This is a genomic window from Brevirhabdus sp. (assembly GCF_052826345.1).
Genome location: NZ_JBRBUA010000042.1, coordinates 42,692 through 62,641 on the forward strand (window position 1 = coordinate 42,692; position 19,950 = coordinate 62,641).

Genomic DNA, 19,950 nt, shown 5'->3' on the forward strand with positions numbered 1-19,950 from the left:
CGGTCTGATTTATCCGCGCGCCCTACCGGACGGCGACACCGCGCGGGGTGATCAGGGTCAGCCCCGGATCCGCCGCCACATCCGCGATGTCCTTTTCGTAAAACCGCGTCAGATGGGCGCGCTCCTGTTCGGTCCAGGGATCATAGCCCGCGAATTCACGCCCGCGCGGATAGCGTTCCTGCAATTCCACCCGCTGGCGCAGCGCGGCGTCGGGGCCTTCTTCATAGATCAGACGCAGCAATTCCTCGACCGCGCGGCCCGAGGCAGTGGGGCGCTTGTTGGCATCCTTGGGCGCTTTCAGCTTGGCCAGATCCACACCGGGCCCGCAAAGATTGCCCAGAACCACCTGTTCAAGCGCGCGAAAATCCTCATGCCGCCAGACGTGAATGGTCGCGTCGGGAAAGAAGGTCTGGATGGTCTTGAGCACATTCATCCAGCTGGGCATGTTTTCAAGGACTTGCTGCTTCATCTTCTCTTCGGACACGAACGAGTTGCCCGACACCGAGCGCAGGTATTCCACATAGGCCGAGGCGAAGAAATCGGCGTAGTTGCGCACACCGATATGCACCTCGCGCACCTCCAGCGGAATGAAGGTGGCAAAGGTTTCGATCAGCTTGCGCCGCCAGCGGTAAAGCACGCCGCGCTTGGTGCAATGTCCGCAATGCCCGGCCATGTTTTCATCGCTGAGCACGATCCGGTCCGCCCCCTTGGCGACCAGCGGGTCGAAGAAGGCGCGGGCGTGTTCGCGCAACTCCGCGTCGCTGATGCGCGGCGACCAGTCCAGCCCCAGCTTTTCATAGGCGTTCAGCTGACAGGGGATGGTATATTGCTTGCGCGTGTCGCGGTGGTGCACATAGGTGACGCCCTGTTTCGCCAGATAGCCGGAATTGCGGTTCAGCGTGGACTGGACATGGCTGGTGGCGGTCTTGTGAAACCCGCCGTGCACCACGACGTAGGGTTTGCTCATGTCTGGCTGACCCCGCTCGCGGCGACTTGGGCGCGCCACTTTTCCTCCAGCTCGGTCTCATCCGTCCAGCCCGCATCGGGTGCGAGGCCGGATTTGTCGACAGGCGCCTCGCCGCAGCGGTTCATGGTGCGGATCGTCTCGCGGAATTCGCTCCAGCCGTCGCGGGCCTTCAGCTCGGCGATCTTGGTGCGGTGCCATTCCACCGCCGCCTCATGCAGGCGCTTCAGCTCGGGGTCGGCCATCAGCGCGTCAAGCTCGCGGCGGGCGGCGGGGATGCGCGGCTCGATCGAGCGGTCCTCCACCTGGTTGAGGTTCATGTCCGCCCAATAGCTCATGCCCTGATCGCGGTCGATATGGTTGGTGCGGCCGCGGTCCCGCTTGACCAGGAAACTGTCGACCGAACGCACGGCATAATGGTGCAACCGCGCGTGATCATGGGCGAACTTCGGATGCGCCGACCAGCCCTGCGTCAGATAGCTGTCGGGCATCGCCTGCCCGCCCGCATCCTTCCACACCAGCCCCTGCACGTCCTTGGCGAACTTGGGCCGGTGCACGCTGAGCCGCAGCAGCTTGTCGTTGCGCCGCACCAGCGTTTTCAGCCCGCGCGCCTTGTATTTGTCAAAATAGACCTCGGGCGCGGCCCATTTGAACTGATCCACCACCATTTCGTCGCGGTATTCGACCTGATCGCCGCTGCCGAAGATCTTCCAGCAGACGGAAATCGCATCGGCGTAGCCCGTGGCGTCGAACAGGGCGGGCAGCGTGCCATCGCCCGCGCGGATGTTCAGAAACTCATCGCAATCGGCGCAGATCAGCCAATCGGCATCCTTGGTGTATTCATGGTTAAAGCCGCGCCGCAGCGCCACCCGCTGCGGGCTTGCGCCCTCCTTGAACCTGTTGTCCTGATGCAGCGCCAGCCCCAGCTTTTCCAGCCGCCGGGCGATGGCGTCGGTGCCATCCTCGCAACCGTTGGTATAGATCATGAAGTCGGTGAACCCGATGGAGCGGTTGTAGGCGATCCATTCCAGCATGAAGGGGCCTTCGTTCTTCATCGTGGTGACGACGACGACCTTGTCGTTCCTGGCGGGCGCCGTCAGTGCGGGGGCCGCGGCGGCGATGGCGGGCGTGTCCTGCTTTGCCCCGCGCAACAGGGCGCGGAACCGGCGTGTGGCCATCTGCGAGTAGAAATCGCGCCCGCGGTCGTCGAAATAGCCACACAACGCCTTGCGATACCATTTCAGCGACCGGCGCCCGCGATACGCCCGATAGAAATCCGCCTCGTTCAGATCATCCATCACCGCGCGGGTCATCACGCCCTTCAGCGCACCGATCTTGCGCAGCATGACCGCCGACTTGTGGCCCGAGAACCAGCATTTGAATTCATGCACATTATCGCCCGAAAGACGGCGCATGTGGTTCACGTCGGGTTCGTGGTAGGGATCGTAGAAGATGCTGACCTGCCCCAGCCCCGCCGTCAGCCCGGCAGCATCCGACAGCGGCAGTGTCCAGTCCTGTCTGCGGCCGGACCAATAGCGGTCCTCCCAGGGGATCAGCCGCTCATCGAGCGTCGATTGCGGGTTGAAGGCCACCACATGCGCGCCCGGCACGAGCGAGCCGAAGCTGAGCGCCGCGAAGCCCCCCATCGAGGCGCCCGCGAAGACGACGCGGTCATAGCCGTCGAAGAACCCCTTGGCCGCCAGCTCCTGCATCCGCGCGATCAGGTCCGCGTCGCGATACCAGTCGGCCACATTCGCCATCACGCCCAGATGCGACAGGTTGAGGTCGCGCGCGAACTTGAACGCCCACGGCACCCGCTCCGCGCTGCGGTCATTGACATTCGCGAGGTTGTCGAAGCTGACAAGCAGCCGGTTGACCGGACGCCGCACGAACATCAGCGAATGTTTGCCCGTTTTCTCGAAGAAGCCTTCACCGCTGCCGCCGGGCGAGAGTTCGTCGAACCACAGCGGCAGGGCGTCGCCGCCCGCGGTCGGCTCGTCTATATCGTCGGCCGCCTGCGACCCGGCCGCCACCTGATCCGCGGCGTTTTCATCCCTCACGTCCTTCGCCATCGCGAAAGCCCTTCCCTGTTCCTGCCCGGCGCGCCTTTGGGCTGGCGCGCAAATTTCAGGATTTGTAGCCGGATTTGCCCCCCGGATGAAGTCTTTTGCCCTTTCAGCGTTCAAGTTTCGCGCCATCCGGCGGGTTTGGGCAACATTCGTCGGTGTCCGCCCCCGGCAGCTGGCCGCGCCGCCGTGGGACACGCCCGCGGAACGCGCCCGCAGCCACACCCCCGCGCCGATTGTCGCCGCCAGCGCCGCGGTCACGAACGCGGCGGCCGAAATTGGTTCTGGCCACCGCAGCCGCCACGCCCTAGCACTATAGGGGTCCGAGATCCTGAGATTGCCTGAACACGCGCCATGACAGAGCCGGAAATCCATCTGCATCTGGGCGCGCATAAGACGGCCAGCTCCCATCTGCAGAAAAGCCTGCGCCAGAATCCCGATGTCCTGGCCGGGCTCGGCGTGCGGTTTCTGCCGCCCCAGCACTACCGCCGCACCCTGGCGCCGCTGCAACTGGCGCTGCGCGACGGCGAGGACCGGCAGCAACTGGTGGCGCGGGCGGGCATGATGCTGCGCGGTGCCGCGGACGGCGCGCCGCGGCTCATCGTGTCGGATGAGAATATCCTGGGAAACCTGCCGCGCGTCGCCAGGGACGGCAGGCTCTACCCCTGGGCGCAGGGACGCCTGCACCGCAGCATCACCGTCATGGGCGCGCCGCCTGCCTGCGTCTATCTGGCCGTCCGCAATATCGCCGATTATCTGGTCTCCGCCCATAGCGAAAGCCTGATCCACAAGCCCTTTCGCAGCTTCGACGCCTTTCTCGCCACGATGGCGCCCGCGTCGCTCAGCTGGGCGCAGCTGGTGGCGGATCTGCGGCCCGCGCTGGGGCGCAGCGAGCTGATCCTCTGGCGGCAGGAGGATTATCCCCGCGTGCAGGAGCGTATCGTCTCGCGGATGATCGGCGCGCCCTGCCCCGACGCGTTCAAGTTCCTGGCGCTGCGCCCGCGCCCCGGCCTGTCCGCCCGCGCGCTGCGCGCGCTCGAGAAATGGAGTGCCGAGGGCCGCGACATCCGCCAGGACGGTCTGATCGCCCACGCAAGGGAACTGTTCCCGAAAAGCGACGCGTTCCCCGCCCCCGAGCCTTTTTCCGCAAAGGAGCGCGCGATTCTCGACCGGAACTACCGGCACGACTGGCAGGCGCTGAAAGCCATGCCGCATGTCACTGTCATCGAATCGGAAACGGAACCGCAATGATGGCCGGACTGTAGCCGTCATCCGAAGAAAATCGCGCTTTATTCATAATTCTGCCCGTTTGACCTTAGATGAGAGGGAGGAGTATTCTTAATGTTGGCACTGGTGGATTTTAGGTATGGACGAGTCTTCGAACCGGGATGAGACGGCGGCGCCTTCGGGCGAGGCGACGGCGCTCGACGAGGCGCTGGAGCGGCTGGGGCAGAAATTCGGATTTTTCAGGACGCTGGGCCGCGATCACCGCGCCGTCTACATGGAGGCCGACGAGGCCGTGCTCGACGATGACCAGAGCACCCTTTTCGTCAGTTTCGTGCAGACGCAGGAAGATGACGCCTCCATCGCGGATGTCTGCCCGCTGGGCAATCATCTTCGCAAGTCGCGCGGATGGGCGCAGCTCTGCGTGCTGGCGGGATCCGAAAGCTGGTTTCGCGCGCCCGAGGTCTATGCATTTTTCGACAGCCTGACGGACGACGGTTTTTTCGAGGGTTTCGACAGGGTCATCTTTTTCGGCGAACGCATGGGCGGCTATGCGGCGGCGGCCTATTCGGTGGCGGCGCCCGGCGCGGTGGTCATCGCCTGCAGCCCGCAGGCCACGCTGACCGGATCGCTTGCGGGGTGGGATGGGCGTTATCGCGAGGCACGGCGCCTGGATTTCACGTCCCGCTACGGCTACGCGCCCGAAATGGTCGATGCCGCACGCGAGGTTTTCGTGTTTTACGATCCTTATGAGCGGCTGGACGCCATCCATGCGGCGCTGTTCAAATCCGACCACACGCGGATGATGCCGTTGCGGCTGCAAGGCCCCAACACCGGCGCCGAGATGGAGGTGGCGGGCATCCTGGACGAAACCGTGGTCGCCGCCGCCGAAGGCAGGCTGAGCGCACCCGTCTTTTACACGATGTTCCGCCGCCGCCGCGCGGTACGACGCTATCTGCGTCGCCTGCTGGCCGAAACCGAGCAGCGGGAACGCACCTATCTGACGGCGATGGCCGCGCGCGCGATCCTGACCTACATGGTCGGCCCGCAACTGAAGGAAGCCTACAAGACCGCCAGTCTGAAGCTGGAAAAGGAAGGCCGCAGCCTGCCGCCGATGATCGAGCCGCCGCGCAAGGCCGCGCAGGCGTGAACAGCTGACGTGAAGAGGGCTTTGTACCGGCGGCATCGCCGCTTCACGCCGACCGCCCCCCCTCGCCGCCCCGGCCCTGCCGCCGGAATGGCGGGGACAGGCCTGCGGCGCAGCCGGAAGCGGCCTCAGATCACAGGTGACCGTAGCGTGAGAAGATCACGCGCGGGACGTCTTCGCGCTTGAGCCCGCGCACGGCAAGCTGCTGATCGGACATCTGCATCAGATCGTTGATCTCGCGCGACATGCGGTTGGCGGTGGCCAGTTTGTCCAGGCCCCGCGCGATCCAGATGAAAGGCGCGGCGACAACCGTTGCCGCGATGCCGAAAAAATTGCCGCCCGGGGCGGCCGTTGTGGTTTGCGTAGCGAAAGCCATCGAAAACTCCTGTAAAACTCGGGTTTCCTCCCTGGCGATTACATGGCGGCATTGCCCCTTCTGCACAACGCCCGGCCGCGAAGTCCCGCCTTGCGCCTGATGCATAGCTAGGCGCCCCGCGACCCGTGCCGTGCCCGCGCCGCGCCCGGGCCGCCCCCCTCACGAGGAAATTCAGCGGGTGCGATCATCCGCTCTCTGGCCAAGCGGGGAAGATCTGGTGTAGGTCGCGCGGCGAACCGACTTGCCGGAGACTTGCCAGAGATGACGCCCGATCTGACAGAACTGACCCTGATCCGCCCGGACGACTGGCACCTGCACCTGCGCGACGGCGACATGCTGAAAGGCATCGCACCGGAAAGCGCGCGCGATTTCGGCCGGGCGATCGTGATGCCCAACCTGGTGCCGCCCGTCGTCACCGGACAACAGGCGCGGGCCTATCGCGACCGGATCATGGCGGCGCTGCCTGCGGGCAGCGCCTTTCGCCCGCTGATGACGCTTTACCTGACCGAAGAGACCGACGCCGACGATCTGATCGCCGCGCATGACGCGGGCATCGTCACGGCGGTCAAGCTCTACCCCGCCGGGGCCACGACCAATTCGGCCTCCGGCGTGCGCGATTTCGACAAGGTGCAGCCGGTGCTGGAACGCATGGCCGAAGCGGGCGTACCGCTGTGCGTCCACGGCGAGGTCACCGACCCGGACGTCGACATCTTCGACCGCGAGGCGGTATTCATCGACAATGTGCTGGACCCGATCCGCCGCCGCACGCCGGGACTCAAGGTCACGCTGGAACATGTCACGACGCAGGATGGCGTCGACTACATCAGGGACGCGAGCGCCGGCATCGCCGGGTCGATCACCACGCACCATCTGATCATCAACCGCAACAACCTCTTCGCCGGGGGGCTGCGGCCGCATTACTACTGCCTGCCCATCGCCAAGCGCGAGGCGCATCGCGTCGCATTGGTCGAGGCCGCGACCTCGGGCGATCCGCGATTCTTTCTGGGCACCGACAGCGCACCGCACGCCGACCCCGCCAAGGAAAGCGGCTGCGGCTGCGCGGGCGTGTTTTCCGCGACCAACACGCTGGCGTGTCTTGCGCATGTGTTCGAGGCCGCGGAAGCGCTGGATCGGCTGGAATTCTTCACCTCGCGCAACGGACCCGCGCATTACGGCCTGCCCGAAAACGAAGACACGATAACCCTGCAACGCACGCCCGAGCCGCTGGCGCTGCCCGCGAAGATCGAAACCGGCGCGGGTCCGGTGACGCTGTTCGATCCGGGCTTCGCGCTGCACTGGCGCGTCAAGGACACACCACAGGAGCCCGCGCAATGATCCCCGCCACCTATCCCCCCGCCGCCGAGATCGCCCGGCTGACCGCGCGAATGCTGCTGGATATCGAAGCCGTGCATTTCAACGCGGCCGATCCCTTCACGCTGGCGTCGGGGCTGCCGTCGCCGACCTATATCGACTGCCGCAAGCTGATTTCCTACCCGCGCATCCGATCCACGCTGATGGATTTCCTGACCTGCACCGTCATGCGCAACGCGGGACTGGAAGCGTTCGACAACATCGCGGGCGGCGAGACGGCCGGCATCCCCTTCGCCGCGCTGGTGGCGGAGCGCATGGCCCTGCCGATGAGCTACGTGCGCAAGAAGCCCAAGGGCTACGGGCGCAACGCCAGGATCGAGGGCGCGATGCACGAAGGCCAGCGCGTTCTGCTGGTCGAGGATCTGACGACCGACGGCGGCTCCAAGATCTCCTTCGTCGACGCGATCCGCGACACCGGCGCCAGCTGCGCGCATACGGCGGTGATCTTCTACTACGGCATCTTTCCCGAAACGGAAAAGACCCTGGGCGATCACGGTGTGACGCTGCATCATCTGTGCACCTGGCACGACGTGCTGGCCGTCGCGCGCGAGGAGGCCCGCTTCGACGCGGACACGCTGGCCGAGGTGGAAAAATTCCTCGCCGACCCGCGCGCATGGCAGCAGGCGCGGCGCGGCTCCTGACGACTGCGCCCGATGCGTGCCCCGCGCCGGGGGCGCAGGGCGGAGACAGGGCAGCGGGTTCGGGAACTCATCCGTGCACCCATCCGGCATCGTGCAGGGGCCTAAGCAAATATCCGCCCGCACACGCCCATATGTTGACGCGACGGCCAGAGCGATGGCAACATATGCCCCGCTCCCGGCATATGTCAGCTATCCACAGAGATATACATTTTGCGTAAAACGCACCGGGGCCGTATTCAGGTACGGGGACAAGGGGCTTGGACATGAACGAGATCGCGACGATCAACCATCAGGGCATGGCGGTGGCGGGCACCGGCGAGGGTGCGCAGGCGCTGCCACATCACATCGAGGCCGAACAACAGCTGCTGGGGGCCATCCTGACGAACAACGACCTTTTTGACCGGGTCGCCTCGATCGTCGGCGCCGAACATTTCCACGAGCCCGTCCATGCGCGCATCTGGGAAATCGCGGCCGCGCGAATTCAGAAAAACGCGCTCGCCTCGCCGGTGACGCTGAAACCCTTCCTGGAGGATGATCCCGGCCTGGCCGAGCTGGGCGGCGTCGGCTATCTGGCGCGGCTTGCGGGGGCGGCCATTTCGGCCTTTGCCGCGCGCGACTATGCGCAGATGATCTATGATCTGGCGATCCGGCGCGAGCTGATCAGCCTGGGGCGCGACATTTCCGCCAAGGCGGGCGACGTCACCGTCGCGAGCGAACCCAAGGACCAGATCGTCGAAGCCGAACAGGCGCTCTACAAGCTGGGCGAACAGGGCAAATCCGACAGCGGGTTCCAGTCGTTCCTGAAGGCCGTGACCGATGCGGTCAACGTCGCCAACGCCGCCTATCAGCGCGACGGCGGGCTGGCGGGGGTGTCCACCGGATTGACGGACATGGACAAGAAACTGGGCGGTCTGCACCGCTCGGACCTGCTGATCCTTGCCGGGCGCCCCTCCATGGGCAAGACGTCGCTGGCCACGAACATCGCCTTCAACATCGCCAAGACGCACAAGCGCGGCAAGCTGCATGACGGCACCGAAGGTTCGGTGAACGGCGGCGTGGTGGGGTTCTACTCACTCGAGATGTCAGCCGAGCAGCTGGCCGCGCGCATTCTGTCCGAGGCGGCCGAGGTGCCTTCCGAACAGATCCGTCGCGGCGACATGACCGAGGACGAGTTCCGCCGCTTCGTCGAGGCGGCGAAGGCGCTGGAAAGCTGCCCGCTTTACATCGACGACACGCCCGCCCTGCCGATCAGCCAGCTGGCCGCCCGCGCGCGGCGGCTGAAACGCACGCACGGGCTGGACGTGCTGATCATCGACTATCTTCAGCTGGTCCGTCCGGCCAGCGCCAAGGACAGCCGCGTCAACGAGGTGTCGGAAATCACCCAAGGTTTGAAAGCCATCGCCAAGGAGCTCGACATCCCCGTGATCGCCCTGTCGCAGCTGTCGCGTCAGGTCGAAAACCGCGAGGACAAGCGCCCGCAGCTGTCCGACCTGCGCGAATCCGGCTCGATCGAGCAGGACGCCGATGTCGTGATGTTCGTGTTCCGGGAGGAATACTACAAGGAACGGGAAAAGCCCGGCGATCACGACATGGAAGGCATGGCCCGCTGGCAGGAGGAAATGGAGCGCCTGCACGGCAAGGCCGAGGTGATCATCGGCAAGCAGCGCCACGGCCCCATCGGCACGGTCGAGCTGTCGTTCGAGGGACGGTTCACGCGCTTCGGCAACCTTGTCAAACCCTGGCAGAACGCCGGCGGCAGCGACGGTTTCCAATAGGCGCCGCCGCGGTTCCGGCAAGAAACCACTTACGCCCGGATCGGCCATCGCGGACGCGCAATTTCGCCTTGACGCAACCGGCACGGCTGTCACAACCGGCGCATGAGCACCGGACTTCTGGATATCGACCTCGCCGCGCTGGCCGCCAACTGGCGCGCGCTTGACGCAAAATCCGGCCCCGAGGTGCGCACCGCCGCCGTGGTCAAGGCGGATGGCTACGGGCTGGGCGTCTCGGCCGTGGCGCAGACCCTGGCCAGAGCGGGCGCGCGGCGGTTTTTCGTGGCCGTCGCCGAAGAAGGGGTGACGCTGCGCCGCGTGTTGGGCGAAGGGCCCGAGATCTGCGTTTTTTCCGGCCATATGGCAGGCGACACGACGGCGATCCGCGATCATGACCTGATCCCGATGCTCAACGACACGCTTCAGCTGACCCGCCACGTCGAGGCCCTGCCCGGCCATCCTTTCGGCGTGCAGCTCGACACCGGCATGAACCGTCTCGGGATGGAAGCCGCCGAATGGGTCGAGGTGGTGCCGCTGGTGCTCGAACTGGGCCCCATGCTGCTGATGAGCCATCTCGCCTGCGCGGATGAGCCCGCCCACCCGATGAACGAAACCCAGCTGAGCAATTTCCGCGCGATGACCGACGACACCGGCGTGCCGCGCTCACTGTCGGCAACGGGAGGCATTCTGCTGGGGCGCGACTATCACTTTGACGTGACCAGACCGGGCATCGGTCTTTACGGCGGCCGCCCCTTCGAAGAGGCCAGGCCCGTCGTCCGGCTCAGCCTGCCGGTGATCCAGACCCGCTATCTGGCGCCCGGCGAAACGGTGGGCTACGGCAACACCTGGACCGCGAAACGCCCGACCCGGCTGGCCACCGTCGCCTCTGGATATGCCGACGGAATCAGCCGGCACCTAAGTAACGGGATCAGCCTTTTTCACGGCGAAACCCCTTGCCCGCTTGTCGGTCGCGTGTCGATGGATCTGCTGACGATCGACGTCACCGCGCTGTCCGAAGAGCCCGAGACGCTGGATCTTCTGTGTCCCGCGCAGGGCATCGACGCGATCGCCGATGCCGCGCAAACCATTGGCTATGAGGTACTTACGCAGCTTGGCCGCCGCTATGGCCGCCGCCACCGGCAGCGCGAGACAGCCTAGGCGGAACACCGCGCCGCGCGCTGCGACAGCCGGGCACGGCCTGCAAGAAACTTTTTATCCCCCGGAACTTTTCCGCCTATCTGGGCGTAGGATGTGCAGGAAGTTATTTCGGAGGGAACGGCATGAGCCGCACAGATACCGGGGTCCTGCGACCCGTACAGAACATCATCCAGTCACTCGCCATCACTACCATCGCAACCTTTGCGATCACGGCGGTCGCCCTGTCCGGTCTGGCCGCCGCGGGCATCATCCCGTGGCTCGACCTTTCCATCACCTTCGGCGGCGTCGTCTACGCCCAGGCGGGGATGATCGTCCAGCTGGCTGTCACGCTGCTTTTGGTTTCGCTCTGCTTTTTCATCCCCTCCAGCCTGCGCGTGTTGCAGCTGGAACGCACGCACCGCGACTTCTCGATCACGATGAGCGATGTCGCCGACGCCTATGCCATCAGCCATGCCGCCGATCGCGAAGGCGTGTTCACCATGTCGTCCGAATTCGACAGCGTGAAAGAGCGGATCATGCATCTGCGCAACCACCCCGACCTGCCCAACCTCGAAGGCGAGGTTCTGGAGGCCGCCGCTGAGATGAGCCACACCTCGCGGGAGCTCGCCTCGATCTACTCCCACGAAAAGGTGGAGCGTGCGAAATCCTTCCTCGTTCAGCGCCAGGAGGATATCGCCGAGTTCCAGAACCAGATCGTCCAGGCGAACCACACCTGCCGCGAGTTGAAGCGCTGGCTGGAACAGGTCGAGGTCGACGAGGCCATCGCGGAATCGCAGCTGAGCCAGCTGGAAGAGACGCTGAGCGAAATCCTGCCGCGCCTGGGTCTGGAAACAAAGCGTCGCGGCGGCAATGTCTTCACCCTCGCGGCGGAGTAATCGAGACCGACAAGTTACTGAGACGGCGACGAAACTTCCTGTCGCCTGCCACGATCACCCGGTGCGCGCCCTCCGCGCATCGGGTGATTGCCTTTTGAGGCGGGTCACATCTGGGCGACCGCCCCTTTTGCCCGGTTGACCTTCCATACGACAGCGCACATCCCTATGTCGCAAATGCGCAAACGGTTCGGGCAGGTCATCACTCATGGCGATATTTCCTCAATTGGTGGGTGTTTTTCTGGCCGCGTTGCTGCTGGCCTCGCTCATCTTTTCGGTCGTGCGCATCTTCCTGACCACCGGCCTTCTCGAGGTCGCCCATATCGCCACCGCGCTGCTGATCGTGCTGGGCGCGGTCGCGGTGACCATGACACTGCGCAACCCGGCCGTGTTCATCGGATCGGCGCTGGCCTTTTCGGCAGCCGTCGCGCTGCTGCTGGAAAAGGGCTGGAACAGGGTGCTGCCGCTGATCGCGGTGCTCTTTGCCGCAGCCCTGATGACGGGCTTGCCGTTCACCGGCATCTGACCCAGAACGGTAACATGGCAAAAAACGCATCCTTTTCCTGCACCGCCTGCGGTGCCGCGCATAAGAAATGGGCGGGGCGCTGCGATGCCTGCGGGGCCTGGAATACCATCGTCGAGGAGGCCCCGCTCAGCACCGCGGGTCCGGCCCGGCGCACGCTTGGCGGCACCCGCGGCACCGCGGTTCCGCTGACCGACCTTCGGACCGAAGAAGCGCCGCCGCCGCGCTCCACCTCGGGGATGTCGGAACTCGACCGGGTGCTGGGCGGCGGGCTGGTGCCCGCATCGGCCATCCTGGTGGGCGGCGATCCGGGCATCGGCAAATCGACGCTGCTGTTGCAGGCGGCGGCCAGCTTTGCGCGCACCGGGCTGGGATGCATCTATGTTTCGGGCGAAGAAGCCAGCGCGCAGGTGCGCATGCGCGCGCAGCGGCTGGGGCTCACCGATGCGCCCGTCAAGCTGGCGGCCGAGACCAACCTGCGCGACATTCTGACGACGCTGGACGCCGAACGCCCGGATCTGGCGATCATCGACTCGATCCAGACGATGTGGGCCGACAATGTCGAAAGCGCTCCAGGATCGGTGGCGCAGGTCCGCTCCGCCGCGCATGAGCTGACGAGCTTTGCGAAAAAGCGCGGCACCTCGATCATCCTGGTGGGCCATGTCACCAAGGACGGCCAGATCGCGGGCCCGCGCGTGATCGAACATATGGTCGACACGGTGCTTTATTTCGAAGGCGAGCGCGGCCATCAGTTCCGCATCCTGCGCGCGGTCAAGAACCGCTTTGGCCCGGCCGATGAAATCGGCGTCTTCGAGATGACGGGCGCGGGTCTGGCCGAGGTCGTCAACCCCTCCGCCCTGTTTCTGAGCGAACGCGACACCCCCGCCCCCGGTTCGGTCGTGTTTTCCGGCATCGAGGGCACGCGGCCGGTGCTGGTGGAGTTGCAGGCGCTGGTCGCGCCGTCCTCGCTGTCGCAGCCGCGCCGCACGGTGGTGGGCTGGGACAGCGGGCGGCTGTCGATGATCCTGGCCGTGCTGGAGGCGCGCTGCGGCATTTCCTTCGGCGGTCTCGACGTTTACCTCAACGTGGCGGGGGGGATGCGCGTTTCCGAACCCGCGGCCGATCTGGCCGTCGCGGCGGCGCTGCTTTCCGCGCGCGAGGATATCGCCCTGCCCGCCGATACGGTCGTCTTCGGCGAGCTGAGCCTTTCGGGCGCGCTGCGTCCCGTCGGGCAGACCGAAAACAGGTTGAAAGAAGCCGAGAAACTTGGTTTTACAAACGCCATCGCGCCCACCCGGTCCAAGATCGGCGGTGCTGACGGCCTAAGAGTGCAACAAATGCCCGATCTGACAAGCTTTGTCGGCGACATCTTTGGCGCTGGCTGATTCGGGATCAAGGAGCCACCGAATGGACGGATTCACTATCATCGACGCGGTCGTCATCTTCATCGTGGTGGTTTCCGCGCTGCTGGCCTATTCGCGCGGTTTCGTGCGCGAGGCCATGTCGATTCTGGGCTGGATCGCCGCCGCGATCCTGGCATTCCTGTTCGCCGCACAGGCCGAACCCCTGATACGGGAACTGCCCTATGTCGGCGAGTTCCTGACCGGCAGCTGCGAGCTGTCGATCATTGCGGCCTTCGCGGCCGTCTTCGCGCTGGCGCTGGTGGTGGTTTCGCTATTCACGCCGATGTTCTCGGGCGTGGTGCGCCGATCGGCGCTGGGGGGGCTGGATCAGGGGATCGGCTTCCTGTTCGGCGCGCTGCGCGGCATCATCCTCGTGGCGATCGCATTCATCGTCTATGACCGCGTCGCGGTGGAACAGGCGCTGCCCATGGTCGACCAAAGCCGCTCGGCCAGCATCTTCGCGCAGTCCCAGCAGACGATCGAGGAGCAGATCCCGACCAATGTGCCCGGCTGGATCACGAACCGCTACGAGGAGCTGGTCGGCAACTGCATTCCCGGCACCTCCTCCGACGCGGCCGCCACCGGCGCCGACAACACCTGAGCCGCAGGCGCCGACAATACCCAAGCCACCGACGCCGCGCCTGATACAGGCCTGAGACAAGCTGTCCGCCGCGGCCATGTTACAGGTGGGTGACAGTGGCGCGCGAAGCGCTTATGTGAGAGGCGAAACAGCACTCGATACCGGGAGCGCATGAAAATATGCTGCAAGCTGAACCGGCTTTCCGAAGCCATCCTTTCGACGACGACAAACTGAAGGAAGAATGCGGCGTTTTCGGCGTGATCGGCGTATCCGACGCGGCGAATTTCGTGGCGCTGGGGCTGCATGCGTTACAGCATCGCGGGCAGGAAGCGGGCGGCATCGTCAGCCACGACGCCGAACTCGGATTCAACTCGGCCAGGCGCTTCGGTTATGTGCGCGACAACTTCACCAAGGCGTCGCTGATGGAAACCCTGCCGGGGCCGCTGGCGATCGGGCATGTGCGCTATTCGACCTCCGGGTCGAAGGGGCCGACGCAGCTGCGCGACGTCCAGCCCTTCTTCGGGGAATTCTCGATGGGCGGCGCGGCGATCGCGCATAACGGCAACATCACCAATGCCAATGCCCTGCGCCGCGAGCTGATCGACCGCGGCTCGATCTTCCAAAGCTCCTCCGACAGCGAATGCATCATCCATCTGATGGCCCGCTCGTTGCAACGCAACATCCCCGAGCGGATGAAGGATGCGCCGCGCCGGGTCGAGGGCGCGTTTTCCGTAGTCGCCATGACCCGCACCAAGCTGATCGGGGTACGCGACCCGCTGGGCGTGCGCCCGCTGGTGCTGGGCCAACTGGGCGACGGCTGGGTGCTCAGCTCGGAGACCTGCGCGCTGGACATCATCGGCGCGGAATTCATCCGCGAGATCGAGCCGGGCGAGATGGTCGTGATCAACCGCGACGGCGTCGAAAGCCACAAGCCCTTTGCCGCCGCGCGGTCGCGTTTCTGCATTTTCGAGCATGTCTATTTCTCGCGTCCCGATTCGATCCTGGGGGGGCGGTCGGTCTATGAGACGCGCCGCCAGATCGGGGTGGAACTGGCGCGCGAGGCCCCGGTCGAGGCCGATCTGGTCTGCCCAGTGCCCGACAGCGGCACCCCCGCGGCCATCGGCTTCAGCCAGGAATCGGGCATCCCCTACGCGATGGGGATCATCCGAAACCAGTACATGGGCCGCACCTTCATCGAGTCGACCGAACAGATCCGCAACATGGGCGTCCGGCTGAAGCTCAACGTCAACCGCGCGCTGATCCGCGGCAAGCGGGTGATCCTGGTGGACGACTCGGTCGTGCGCGGCACCACAAGCCGCAAGATCAAGGACATGATCCTGGATGCGGGCGCGGCGGAGGTGCATTTCCGCATCGCCTCCCCCCCCACGGCGTGGCCGTGTTTCTACGGGGTGGACACGCCGGAGCGCGAAAAACTATTGGCTTCTTCCATGAGTACCGATCAAATGTGCGAACATCTGGGCGTCGACAGCCTGAAATTCATCTCCCTCGACGGGCTTTACCGCGCCGTGGGCGAAGCGGCCGGGCGCGACCCGGACGCGCCGCAATATTGCGATGCGTGTTTTTCCGGCGAATACCCGGTAGCCCCCGCCGACATGCTGGCCAACGGCTTTCAACTGAAGGCCGCGGAATGAGCGCGCCGGTCGCACTCGTCACCGGCGCGTCGCGCGGGCTGGGCGCCGCCGTGGCGCTGGCGCTGGCGCCGACGCATCACATCGTCGCCGTCGCCCGCACCACCGGCGCGCTGGAAGAGCTGGACGACCGCATCCGCGCCGCGGGCGGACAGGCCACGCTGGCGCCGATGGACATCACCGTCGATGCCGCGATGCGCCAGCTGTGCCGCTCGATCCACGACCGTTGGGGCGGGCTCGACCTGTTCGTGCATGCCGCCATCCACGCGGCCCCGATGTCGCCCGCCGATCATATCGACATGCGCGATTGGAAGAAATCGCTCGAGATCAATGCCGACGCCACCGCCAACCTGATCCCGCTGGTCGCGCCGCTGTTGCTGGCGCGCGAGGGCAGTGGCGCGCTTTTCTTCGATGATCCGCGCGGCGGGGAAAAATTCTTCGGCGCCTACGGCGCGACCAAGGCCGCGCAGATCGCGCTGGCGAAAAGCTGGCAGGCCGAAGCCGCGCGCATCGGCCCGCGCGTGGTGATCCACGCGCCCGATCCGATGCCCACCGCCACCCGCGCACGGTTCCACCCCGGCGAGGACCGGGGCCTGCTGTCGGACCCCGCCCGCGAAGCCGAAAAGGCGCTGGCCGCCCTCGGCTGAGCCCGCGGCACCGACGCAGGAAACCCACGATGTCACATCGACAGCACTGCGGCCTTTACCGCAGTGCTTTACGGCCCGCGCAGGCTCCACTACACCGTCGAAAGCGGATCGTGGCAAAGCAGGCGAGCGAATGCGGATATTGGTAACCAACGACGACGGGATCAACGCGCCGGGGCTGGCCGTGCTCACCAGCATCGCCGAGGAGATCGCGGGCCCCGACGGCGAGGTCTGGACCGTCGCCCCCGCGTTCGAGCAGTCGGGCGTCGGCCATGCCATCAGCTATACCCACCCGATGATGATCGCCAAGCTGGCGCCGCGCCGCTTTGCCGCCGAGGGCTCTCCGGCCGACTGCGTGCTGGCGGGTATCCACGATGTCATGAGGGACTGCACGCCCGACCTGGTGCTGTCGGGGATCAACCGGGGCAACAACTCGGCCGACAACGTGCTTTATTCCGGCACCATCGGCGGCGCGATGGAAGCCGCGCTGCAAGGCGTGCCCGCGATCGCGCTGTCGCAGTTCTTCGGCCCCGGCAACGCGGACCTTGCCGATCCCTTCGAGGCCGCCGTGCAGCATGGCACCGCCTGCGTCCGGTCGATCCTCGACAAGGGCATCTGGGACCACGGCGAGGATTACCGCCTGTTCTACAACGTCAACTTCCCCCCCGTCGCAGGCGCGCAGGTCAAGGGCCAGCGGGTCGCGCGACAAGGCTATCGCAAGGATTGCTTTTTCGGGGTACAACCGCACATCTCGCCCTCGGGCCGCAAATTCCTGTGGATCACGGGCGGGCCGCAACAGATGCCGACCGCGCCGGGCACGGATGCGGCGGTGAATCTGGACGGCTATATCTCTATCACTCCGATGCGCGCGGATCTGACCGCGCATGACATGATCGACACTTTGGCAGAGCGGCTGGGCTGACCGGCCGCCGGAAGGCGCAGGCGCATGAGCTCTGAGGCAGAGCGCAAGATGCAGTTTCTCTATTCGCTCCGGTCCAAGGGGGTGAATGACAATCGCATTCTGTCCGTCATGGAAAAGATCGACAGAAGCGATTTCGTGCGCGGCATCTTCAGGGACCGCGCCTATGAGGACATGCCGCTGCCCATCGCCTGCGGCCAGACCATCAGCCAGCCCTCCATCGTGGGCATGATGACCCAGGCGCTCGACCTGCACCCCCGCCATACCGTGCTGGAAGTCGGCACCGGGTCGGGGTATCAGGCGGCGGTGCTCAGCCATCTGGCGCGGCGGGTCTGGACCATCGACCGGCACAAGCGGCTGTCGATGGACGCGCGTCGCCTGCTCGAGGGGATGAACCTGACGAATGTGACGGTGATCACCGGCGACGGCTCTTTCGGTTTGCCCGATCAGGCGCCGTTCGACCGTATTCTGGTGACCGCCGCCGCCGAAGACCCGCCGGGCCCCCTCTTGGCGCAATTACGCGAAGGCGGTATCATGGTGGTGCCGGTTGGCCAGTCGGACACGGTGCAAAGCCTGATCAAGGTGACCCGCCTGGCCGAGGGTTTCGATTACGAGCAGCTCAGACCGGTGCGTTTCGTTCCGCTGGTCGAGGGGCTGGCGCAGGATTGACAGGTAGATAGGGGTCGCCAAAGGCCCGTCGCAAAGGCCCGACCAAACAAGGGTCGCACACACGAGGACAGAGCATATGCAACGCAATTCCACCCCGTTCACCGGCCGTCGGCCAGGTTCCGGCAAAGCCGTCACGCTGTCGCTGGGCGCCGCGTTGCTGCTGGGCGCCTGCGCGCCGCAGACCGGCCTCGACGCGGACATGCGCAGTTTCGGCAACGGCTTCGAGACGTCGAGCGCCGCGGCCGAACCCGGCCTGGGCGACCGGCCGCGCAGCGATGCGCGCGGCGTCATCTCCTACCCCTCCTATCAGGTGGCGCTGGCCCGCAGCGGCGACCGCGTGTCCGACGTCGCCAGCCGCGTGGGCGTCGATGCCCGACAGCTGGCGGAATTCAACGGGCTGAACACCGGCACCCGGCTGCGCAGCGGCGAGTTACTGGCCCTGCCCACCCGCGTGGCGGGCGACATCGCGACAACCGCGCCGCAACAATCGGGCGGCTTCGGCAGCGGGGCAGACGGGCAATTCGGCGCCGCGCCCACATCGGGCGGCGCCGGGTCCGAGCGGATCGACATCACCACGCTGGCCTCGAACGCCATCGACCGCTCGCCCACCGACAGCCCCGCGCCGCGCGCCAGCCGGACCGCGCCCGCGGCAGCGACGGCCGCGCCGGAACCGATCCGCCACCAGGTGCAGCGCGGCGAGACCGCCTTCACGATTTCACGCAAATACAACGTCAAGCTCAAGTCGCTGGCGGAGTGGAACGGACTGAATTCGCAGCTGGTCGTGCGCGAAGGGCAATATCTGATCATTCCCACCAGCAGCGCGCCCAATCCCAGGGCCGGGCTTTCGACCACCGTGGCGCCCGGACGCGGATCGCCCACGCCACCACCGCCGAGCGCCTCGAAGCCGTTGCCGCAGGAAAGCCCCGAGGCGCGCACCGCCGCGCTGCCCGCCTCCCCCAACCTTGCCAGCCAACGCACGCCCGCGGCCTCGGGTGGCGGCAAATTCGCCTATCCGGTGTCCGGCAGCATCATCCGCGCCTATTCGAAGGGCAAGAACGACGGCATCGACCTGGCATCGAAGGCCGGCACCCCGGTCAAGGCGGCGGGCGAAGGCGAAGTGGCCGCGATCACCCGCGACACCGATCAGGTGCCGATCCTGGTGCTGCGCCACCCCGACAACCTGCTGACGGTCTATGCCAACATCGGCGACATCGCCGTCAAGAAGGGCGACAAGGTCTCGCGCGGCCAGACCCTGGCCAAGGTGCGCAACACCAGCCCGTCCTTCCTGCACTTCGAAGTGCGCAAGGGGTTCGAGTCGGTCGATCCGGTCCCCTATCTCAAATAGGGACAATCCCCCCGGATTTGTTTGATTGTCACGGAAACGCCATTAACCGCCCATATTGTGAACGCGACCCGGCACTAAAACCTCATGTGTTGGTAACGAGTAACCTGGTGTCGCGTTTTACGAGTTTCCGTGATTATGGGTGCAAATGAGCCTTCCTGCCTGGTGTCCGGCAGGAAGGCTCATCCATTTTCGGGGAATGGCAAGCTTGGCAGCCCGCCGATGACGGCCGAGGGCGTCCTGCGCGACGCGCGACGGCCGCGCGGCACGACACAATGCAGCTCAGAGCGCGATCGCGTGGCGCCCTGCGAGATCGGTGAAAAACTGCCAGGCCACCCGGCCCGAGCGGCTGCCGCGGGTGGCCTGCCATTCGATCGCCTCGGCGCGCAGCTCATCGGGGTCGATATCCAGCCCGTAGGCCGCGCAATAGCCGCGGATCATTTCCAGATATTCATCCTGGGTGCAGGGGTGGAAGCCGAGCCACAGTCCGAACCGGTCCGATAGCGAAACCTTCTCCTCCACCGCCTCGGAGGGGCTGATGGCCGAAGAGCGCTCGTTCTCGATCATGTCGCGCGGCATCAGGTGGCGGCGGTTCGATGTGGCATAGAGCACGACATTCTCGGGCCGCCC

The 19,950-nt window shown here is 65.7% G+C and carries 19 protein-coding genes; 15 read left to right on the top strand and 4 right to left on the bottom strand.

Annotated features, from left to right (window positions below):
* Positions 1-22: 22 nt before the first annotated feature.
* Positions 23-967, bottom strand: a complete 945-nt coding sequence (locus ACU0BR_RS05655) for a hypothetical protein (RefSeq protein ID WP_446155872.1) — start codon at positions 965-967, stop codon at positions 23-25.
* Positions 964-3,036, bottom strand: a complete 2,073-nt coding sequence (locus ACU0BR_RS05660) for a glycosyltransferase family 2 protein (RefSeq protein ID WP_446155873.1) — start codon at positions 3,034-3,036, stop codon at positions 964-966. Before ACU0BR_RS05660 ends, ACU0BR_RS05655 begins: the two co-directional genes overlap by 4 nt.
* Before the next feature lie 348 nt (positions 3,037-3,384).
* On the opposite strand from ACU0BR_RS05660, the gene ACU0BR_RS05665 reads away from it, so the two are divergent.
* Complete coding sequence (locus ACU0BR_RS05665; protein ID WP_446155874.1) at positions 3,385-4,281, top strand: hypothetical protein; 897 nt, start codon at positions 3,385-3,387, stop codon at positions 4,279-4,281.
* A gap of 115 nt (positions 4,282-4,396) precedes the next feature.
* Positions 4,397-5,404 (top strand): phosphoadenosine phosphosulfate reductase, encoded by a 1,008-nt coding sequence (locus ACU0BR_RS05670; protein ID WP_446155875.1) that lies wholly within the window; start codon positions 4,397-4,399, stop codon positions 5,402-5,404.
* 130 nt (positions 5,405-5,534) lie between these two features.
* On the opposite strand, the gene ACU0BR_RS05675 is transcribed toward ACU0BR_RS05670, so the two are convergent.
* Entirely contained in the window at positions 5,535-5,777 is a 243-nt protein-coding gene (locus ACU0BR_RS05675; protein ID WP_446155876.1) for a DUF1127 domain-containing protein, read from the bottom strand.
* A gap of 261 nt (positions 5,778-6,038) precedes the next feature.
* On the opposite strand from ACU0BR_RS05675, the gene pyrC reads away from it, so the two are divergent.
* The 13 genes from pyrC (at position 6,039) to ACU0BR_RS05740 (ending at position 19,323) form a co-directional block, all read left to right on the top strand.
* Complete coding sequence (gene pyrC, locus ACU0BR_RS05680; RefSeq protein WP_446155877.1) at positions 6,039-7,112, top strand: dihydroorotase; 1,074 nt, start codon at positions 6,039-6,041, stop codon at positions 7,110-7,112.
* Positions 7,109-7,789 (top strand): orotate phosphoribosyltransferase, encoded by a 681-nt coding sequence (locus ACU0BR_RS05685; protein ID WP_446155878.1) that lies wholly within the window; start codon positions 7,109-7,111, stop codon positions 7,787-7,789. Before pyrC ends, ACU0BR_RS05685 begins: the two co-directional genes overlap by 4 nt.
* 263 nt (positions 7,790-8,052) lie before the next feature.
* Positions 8,053-9,564 (top strand): replicative DNA helicase, encoded by a 1,512-nt coding sequence (locus ACU0BR_RS05690; RefSeq protein WP_446155879.1) that lies wholly within the window; start codon positions 8,053-8,055, stop codon positions 9,562-9,564.
* A gap of 102 nt (positions 9,565-9,666) precedes the next feature.
* Positions 9,667-10,719, top strand: a complete 1,053-nt coding sequence (gene alr, locus ACU0BR_RS05695) for an alanine racemase (protein WP_446155880.1) — start codon at positions 9,667-9,669, stop codon at positions 10,717-10,719.
* 122 nt (positions 10,720-10,841) lie between these two features.
* A complete protein-coding gene (locus tag ACU0BR_RS05700; protein WP_446155881.1) occupies positions 10,842-11,594 on the top strand; it encodes a DNA repair protein in 753 nt (250 codons plus the stop codon).
* A 205-nt stretch (positions 11,595-11,799) separates the two neighbouring features.
* Positions 11,800-12,117 (top strand): hypothetical protein, encoded by a 318-nt coding sequence (locus ACU0BR_RS05705; RefSeq protein WP_446155882.1) that lies wholly within the window; start codon positions 11,800-11,802, stop codon positions 12,115-12,117.
* A gap of 14 nt (positions 12,118-12,131) precedes the next feature.
* Positions 12,132-13,499 (top strand): DNA repair protein RadA, encoded by a 1,368-nt coding sequence (gene radA / locus ACU0BR_RS05710; RefSeq protein ID WP_446155883.1) that lies wholly within the window; start codon positions 12,132-12,134, stop codon positions 13,497-13,499.
* Between the two features lie 22 nt (positions 13,500-13,521).
* On the top strand, positions 13,522-14,118 hold the full coding sequence (locus ACU0BR_RS05715; protein ID WP_446155884.1) for a CvpA family protein: 597 nt from the start codon (positions 13,522-13,524) through the stop codon (positions 14,116-14,118).
* 158 nt (positions 14,119-14,276) lie between these two features.
* Positions 14,277-15,749, top strand: a complete 1,473-nt coding sequence (gene purF / locus ACU0BR_RS05720; RefSeq protein ID WP_446155885.1) for an amidophosphoribosyltransferase — start codon at positions 14,277-14,279, stop codon at positions 15,747-15,749.
* On the top strand, positions 15,746-16,393 hold the full coding sequence (locus ACU0BR_RS05725; protein WP_446155886.1) for an SDR family NAD(P)-dependent oxidoreductase: 648 nt from the start codon (positions 15,746-15,748) through the stop codon (positions 16,391-16,393). Before purF ends, ACU0BR_RS05725 begins: the two co-directional genes overlap by 4 nt.
* A 130-nt stretch (positions 16,394-16,523) precedes the next feature.
* Entirely contained in the window at positions 16,524-17,312 is a 789-nt protein-coding gene (surE, locus tag ACU0BR_RS05730; RefSeq protein WP_446155887.1) for a 5'/3'-nucleotidase SurE, read from the top strand.
* A 24-nt stretch (positions 17,313-17,336) separates the two neighbouring features.
* Positions 17,337-17,978: a protein-L-isoaspartate(D-aspartate) O-methyltransferase gene (locus ACU0BR_RS05735; RefSeq protein ID WP_446155888.1), complete on the top strand. Its 642-nt coding sequence runs from the start codon at positions 17,337-17,339 to the stop codon at positions 17,976-17,978.
* 76 nt (positions 17,979-18,054) lie between these two features.
* A complete protein-coding gene (locus ACU0BR_RS05740) occupies positions 18,055-19,323 on the top strand; it encodes a peptidoglycan DD-metalloendopeptidase family protein (RefSeq protein WP_446155889.1) in 1,269 nt (422 codons plus the stop codon).
* Positions 19,324-19,602: 279 nt separating this feature from the next.
* Here ACU0BR_RS05740 and ACU0BR_RS05745 read toward each other — a convergent pair.
* Positions 19,603-19,950: DUF815 domain-containing protein (locus ACU0BR_RS05745; RefSeq protein WP_446155890.1), on the bottom strand; the 348-nt coding region annotated here is incomplete at its 5' end.

Coding starts and splice junctions, on each gene's coding strand:
- ACU0BR_RS05655 (WP_446155872.1), bottom strand. CDS start 967: ATGAGCAAACCCTACGTCGTGGTGCACGGCGGGTTTCACAAGACCGCC.
- ACU0BR_RS05660 (WP_446155873.1), bottom strand. CDS start 3,036: ATGGCGAAGGACGTGAGGGATGAAAACGCCGCGGATCAGGTGGCGGCC.
- ACU0BR_RS05665 (WP_446155874.1), top strand. CDS start 3,385: ATGACAGAGCCGGAAATCCATCTGCATCTGGGCGCGCATAAGACGGCC.
- ACU0BR_RS05670 (WP_446155875.1), top strand. CDS start 4,397: ATGGACGAGTCTTCGAACCGGGATGAGACGGCGGCGCCTTCGGGCGAG.
- ACU0BR_RS05675 (WP_446155876.1), bottom strand. CDS start 5,777: ATGGCTTTCGCTACGCAAACCACAACGGCCGCCCCGGGCGGCAATTTT.
- pyrC (WP_446155877.1), top strand. CDS start 6,039: ATGACGCCCGATCTGACAGAACTGACCCTGATCCGCCCGGACGACTGG.
- ACU0BR_RS05685 (WP_446155878.1), top strand. CDS start 7,109: ATGATCCCCGCCACCTATCCCCCCGCCGCCGAGATCGCCCGGCTGACC.
- ACU0BR_RS05690 (WP_446155879.1), top strand. CDS start 8,053: ATGAACGAGATCGCGACGATCAACCATCAGGGCATGGCGGTGGCGGGC.
- alr (WP_446155880.1), top strand. CDS start 9,667: ATGAGCACCGGACTTCTGGATATCGACCTCGCCGCGCTGGCCGCCAAC.
- ACU0BR_RS05700 (WP_446155881.1), top strand. CDS start 10,842: ATGAGCCGCACAGATACCGGGGTCCTGCGACCCGTACAGAACATCATC.
- ACU0BR_RS05705 (WP_446155882.1), top strand. CDS start 11,800: ATGGCGATATTTCCTCAATTGGTGGGTGTTTTTCTGGCCGCGTTGCTG.
- radA (WP_446155883.1), top strand. CDS start 12,132: ATGGCAAAAAACGCATCCTTTTCCTGCACCGCCTGCGGTGCCGCGCAT.
- ACU0BR_RS05715 (WP_446155884.1), top strand. CDS start 13,522: ATGGACGGATTCACTATCATCGACGCGGTCGTCATCTTCATCGTGGTG.
- purF (WP_446155885.1), top strand. CDS start 14,277: ATGCTGCAAGCTGAACCGGCTTTCCGAAGCCATCCTTTCGACGACGAC.
- ACU0BR_RS05725 (WP_446155886.1), top strand. CDS start 15,746: ATGAGCGCGCCGGTCGCACTCGTCACCGGCGCGTCGCGCGGGCTGGGC.
- surE (WP_446155887.1), top strand. CDS start 16,524: ATGCGGATATTGGTAACCAACGACGACGGGATCAACGCGCCGGGGCTG.
- ACU0BR_RS05735 (WP_446155888.1), top strand. CDS start 17,337: ATGAGCTCTGAGGCAGAGCGCAAGATGCAGTTTCTCTATTCGCTCCGG.
- ACU0BR_RS05740 (WP_446155889.1), top strand. CDS start 18,055: ATGCAACGCAATTCCACCCCGTTCACCGGCCGTCGGCCAGGTTCCGGC.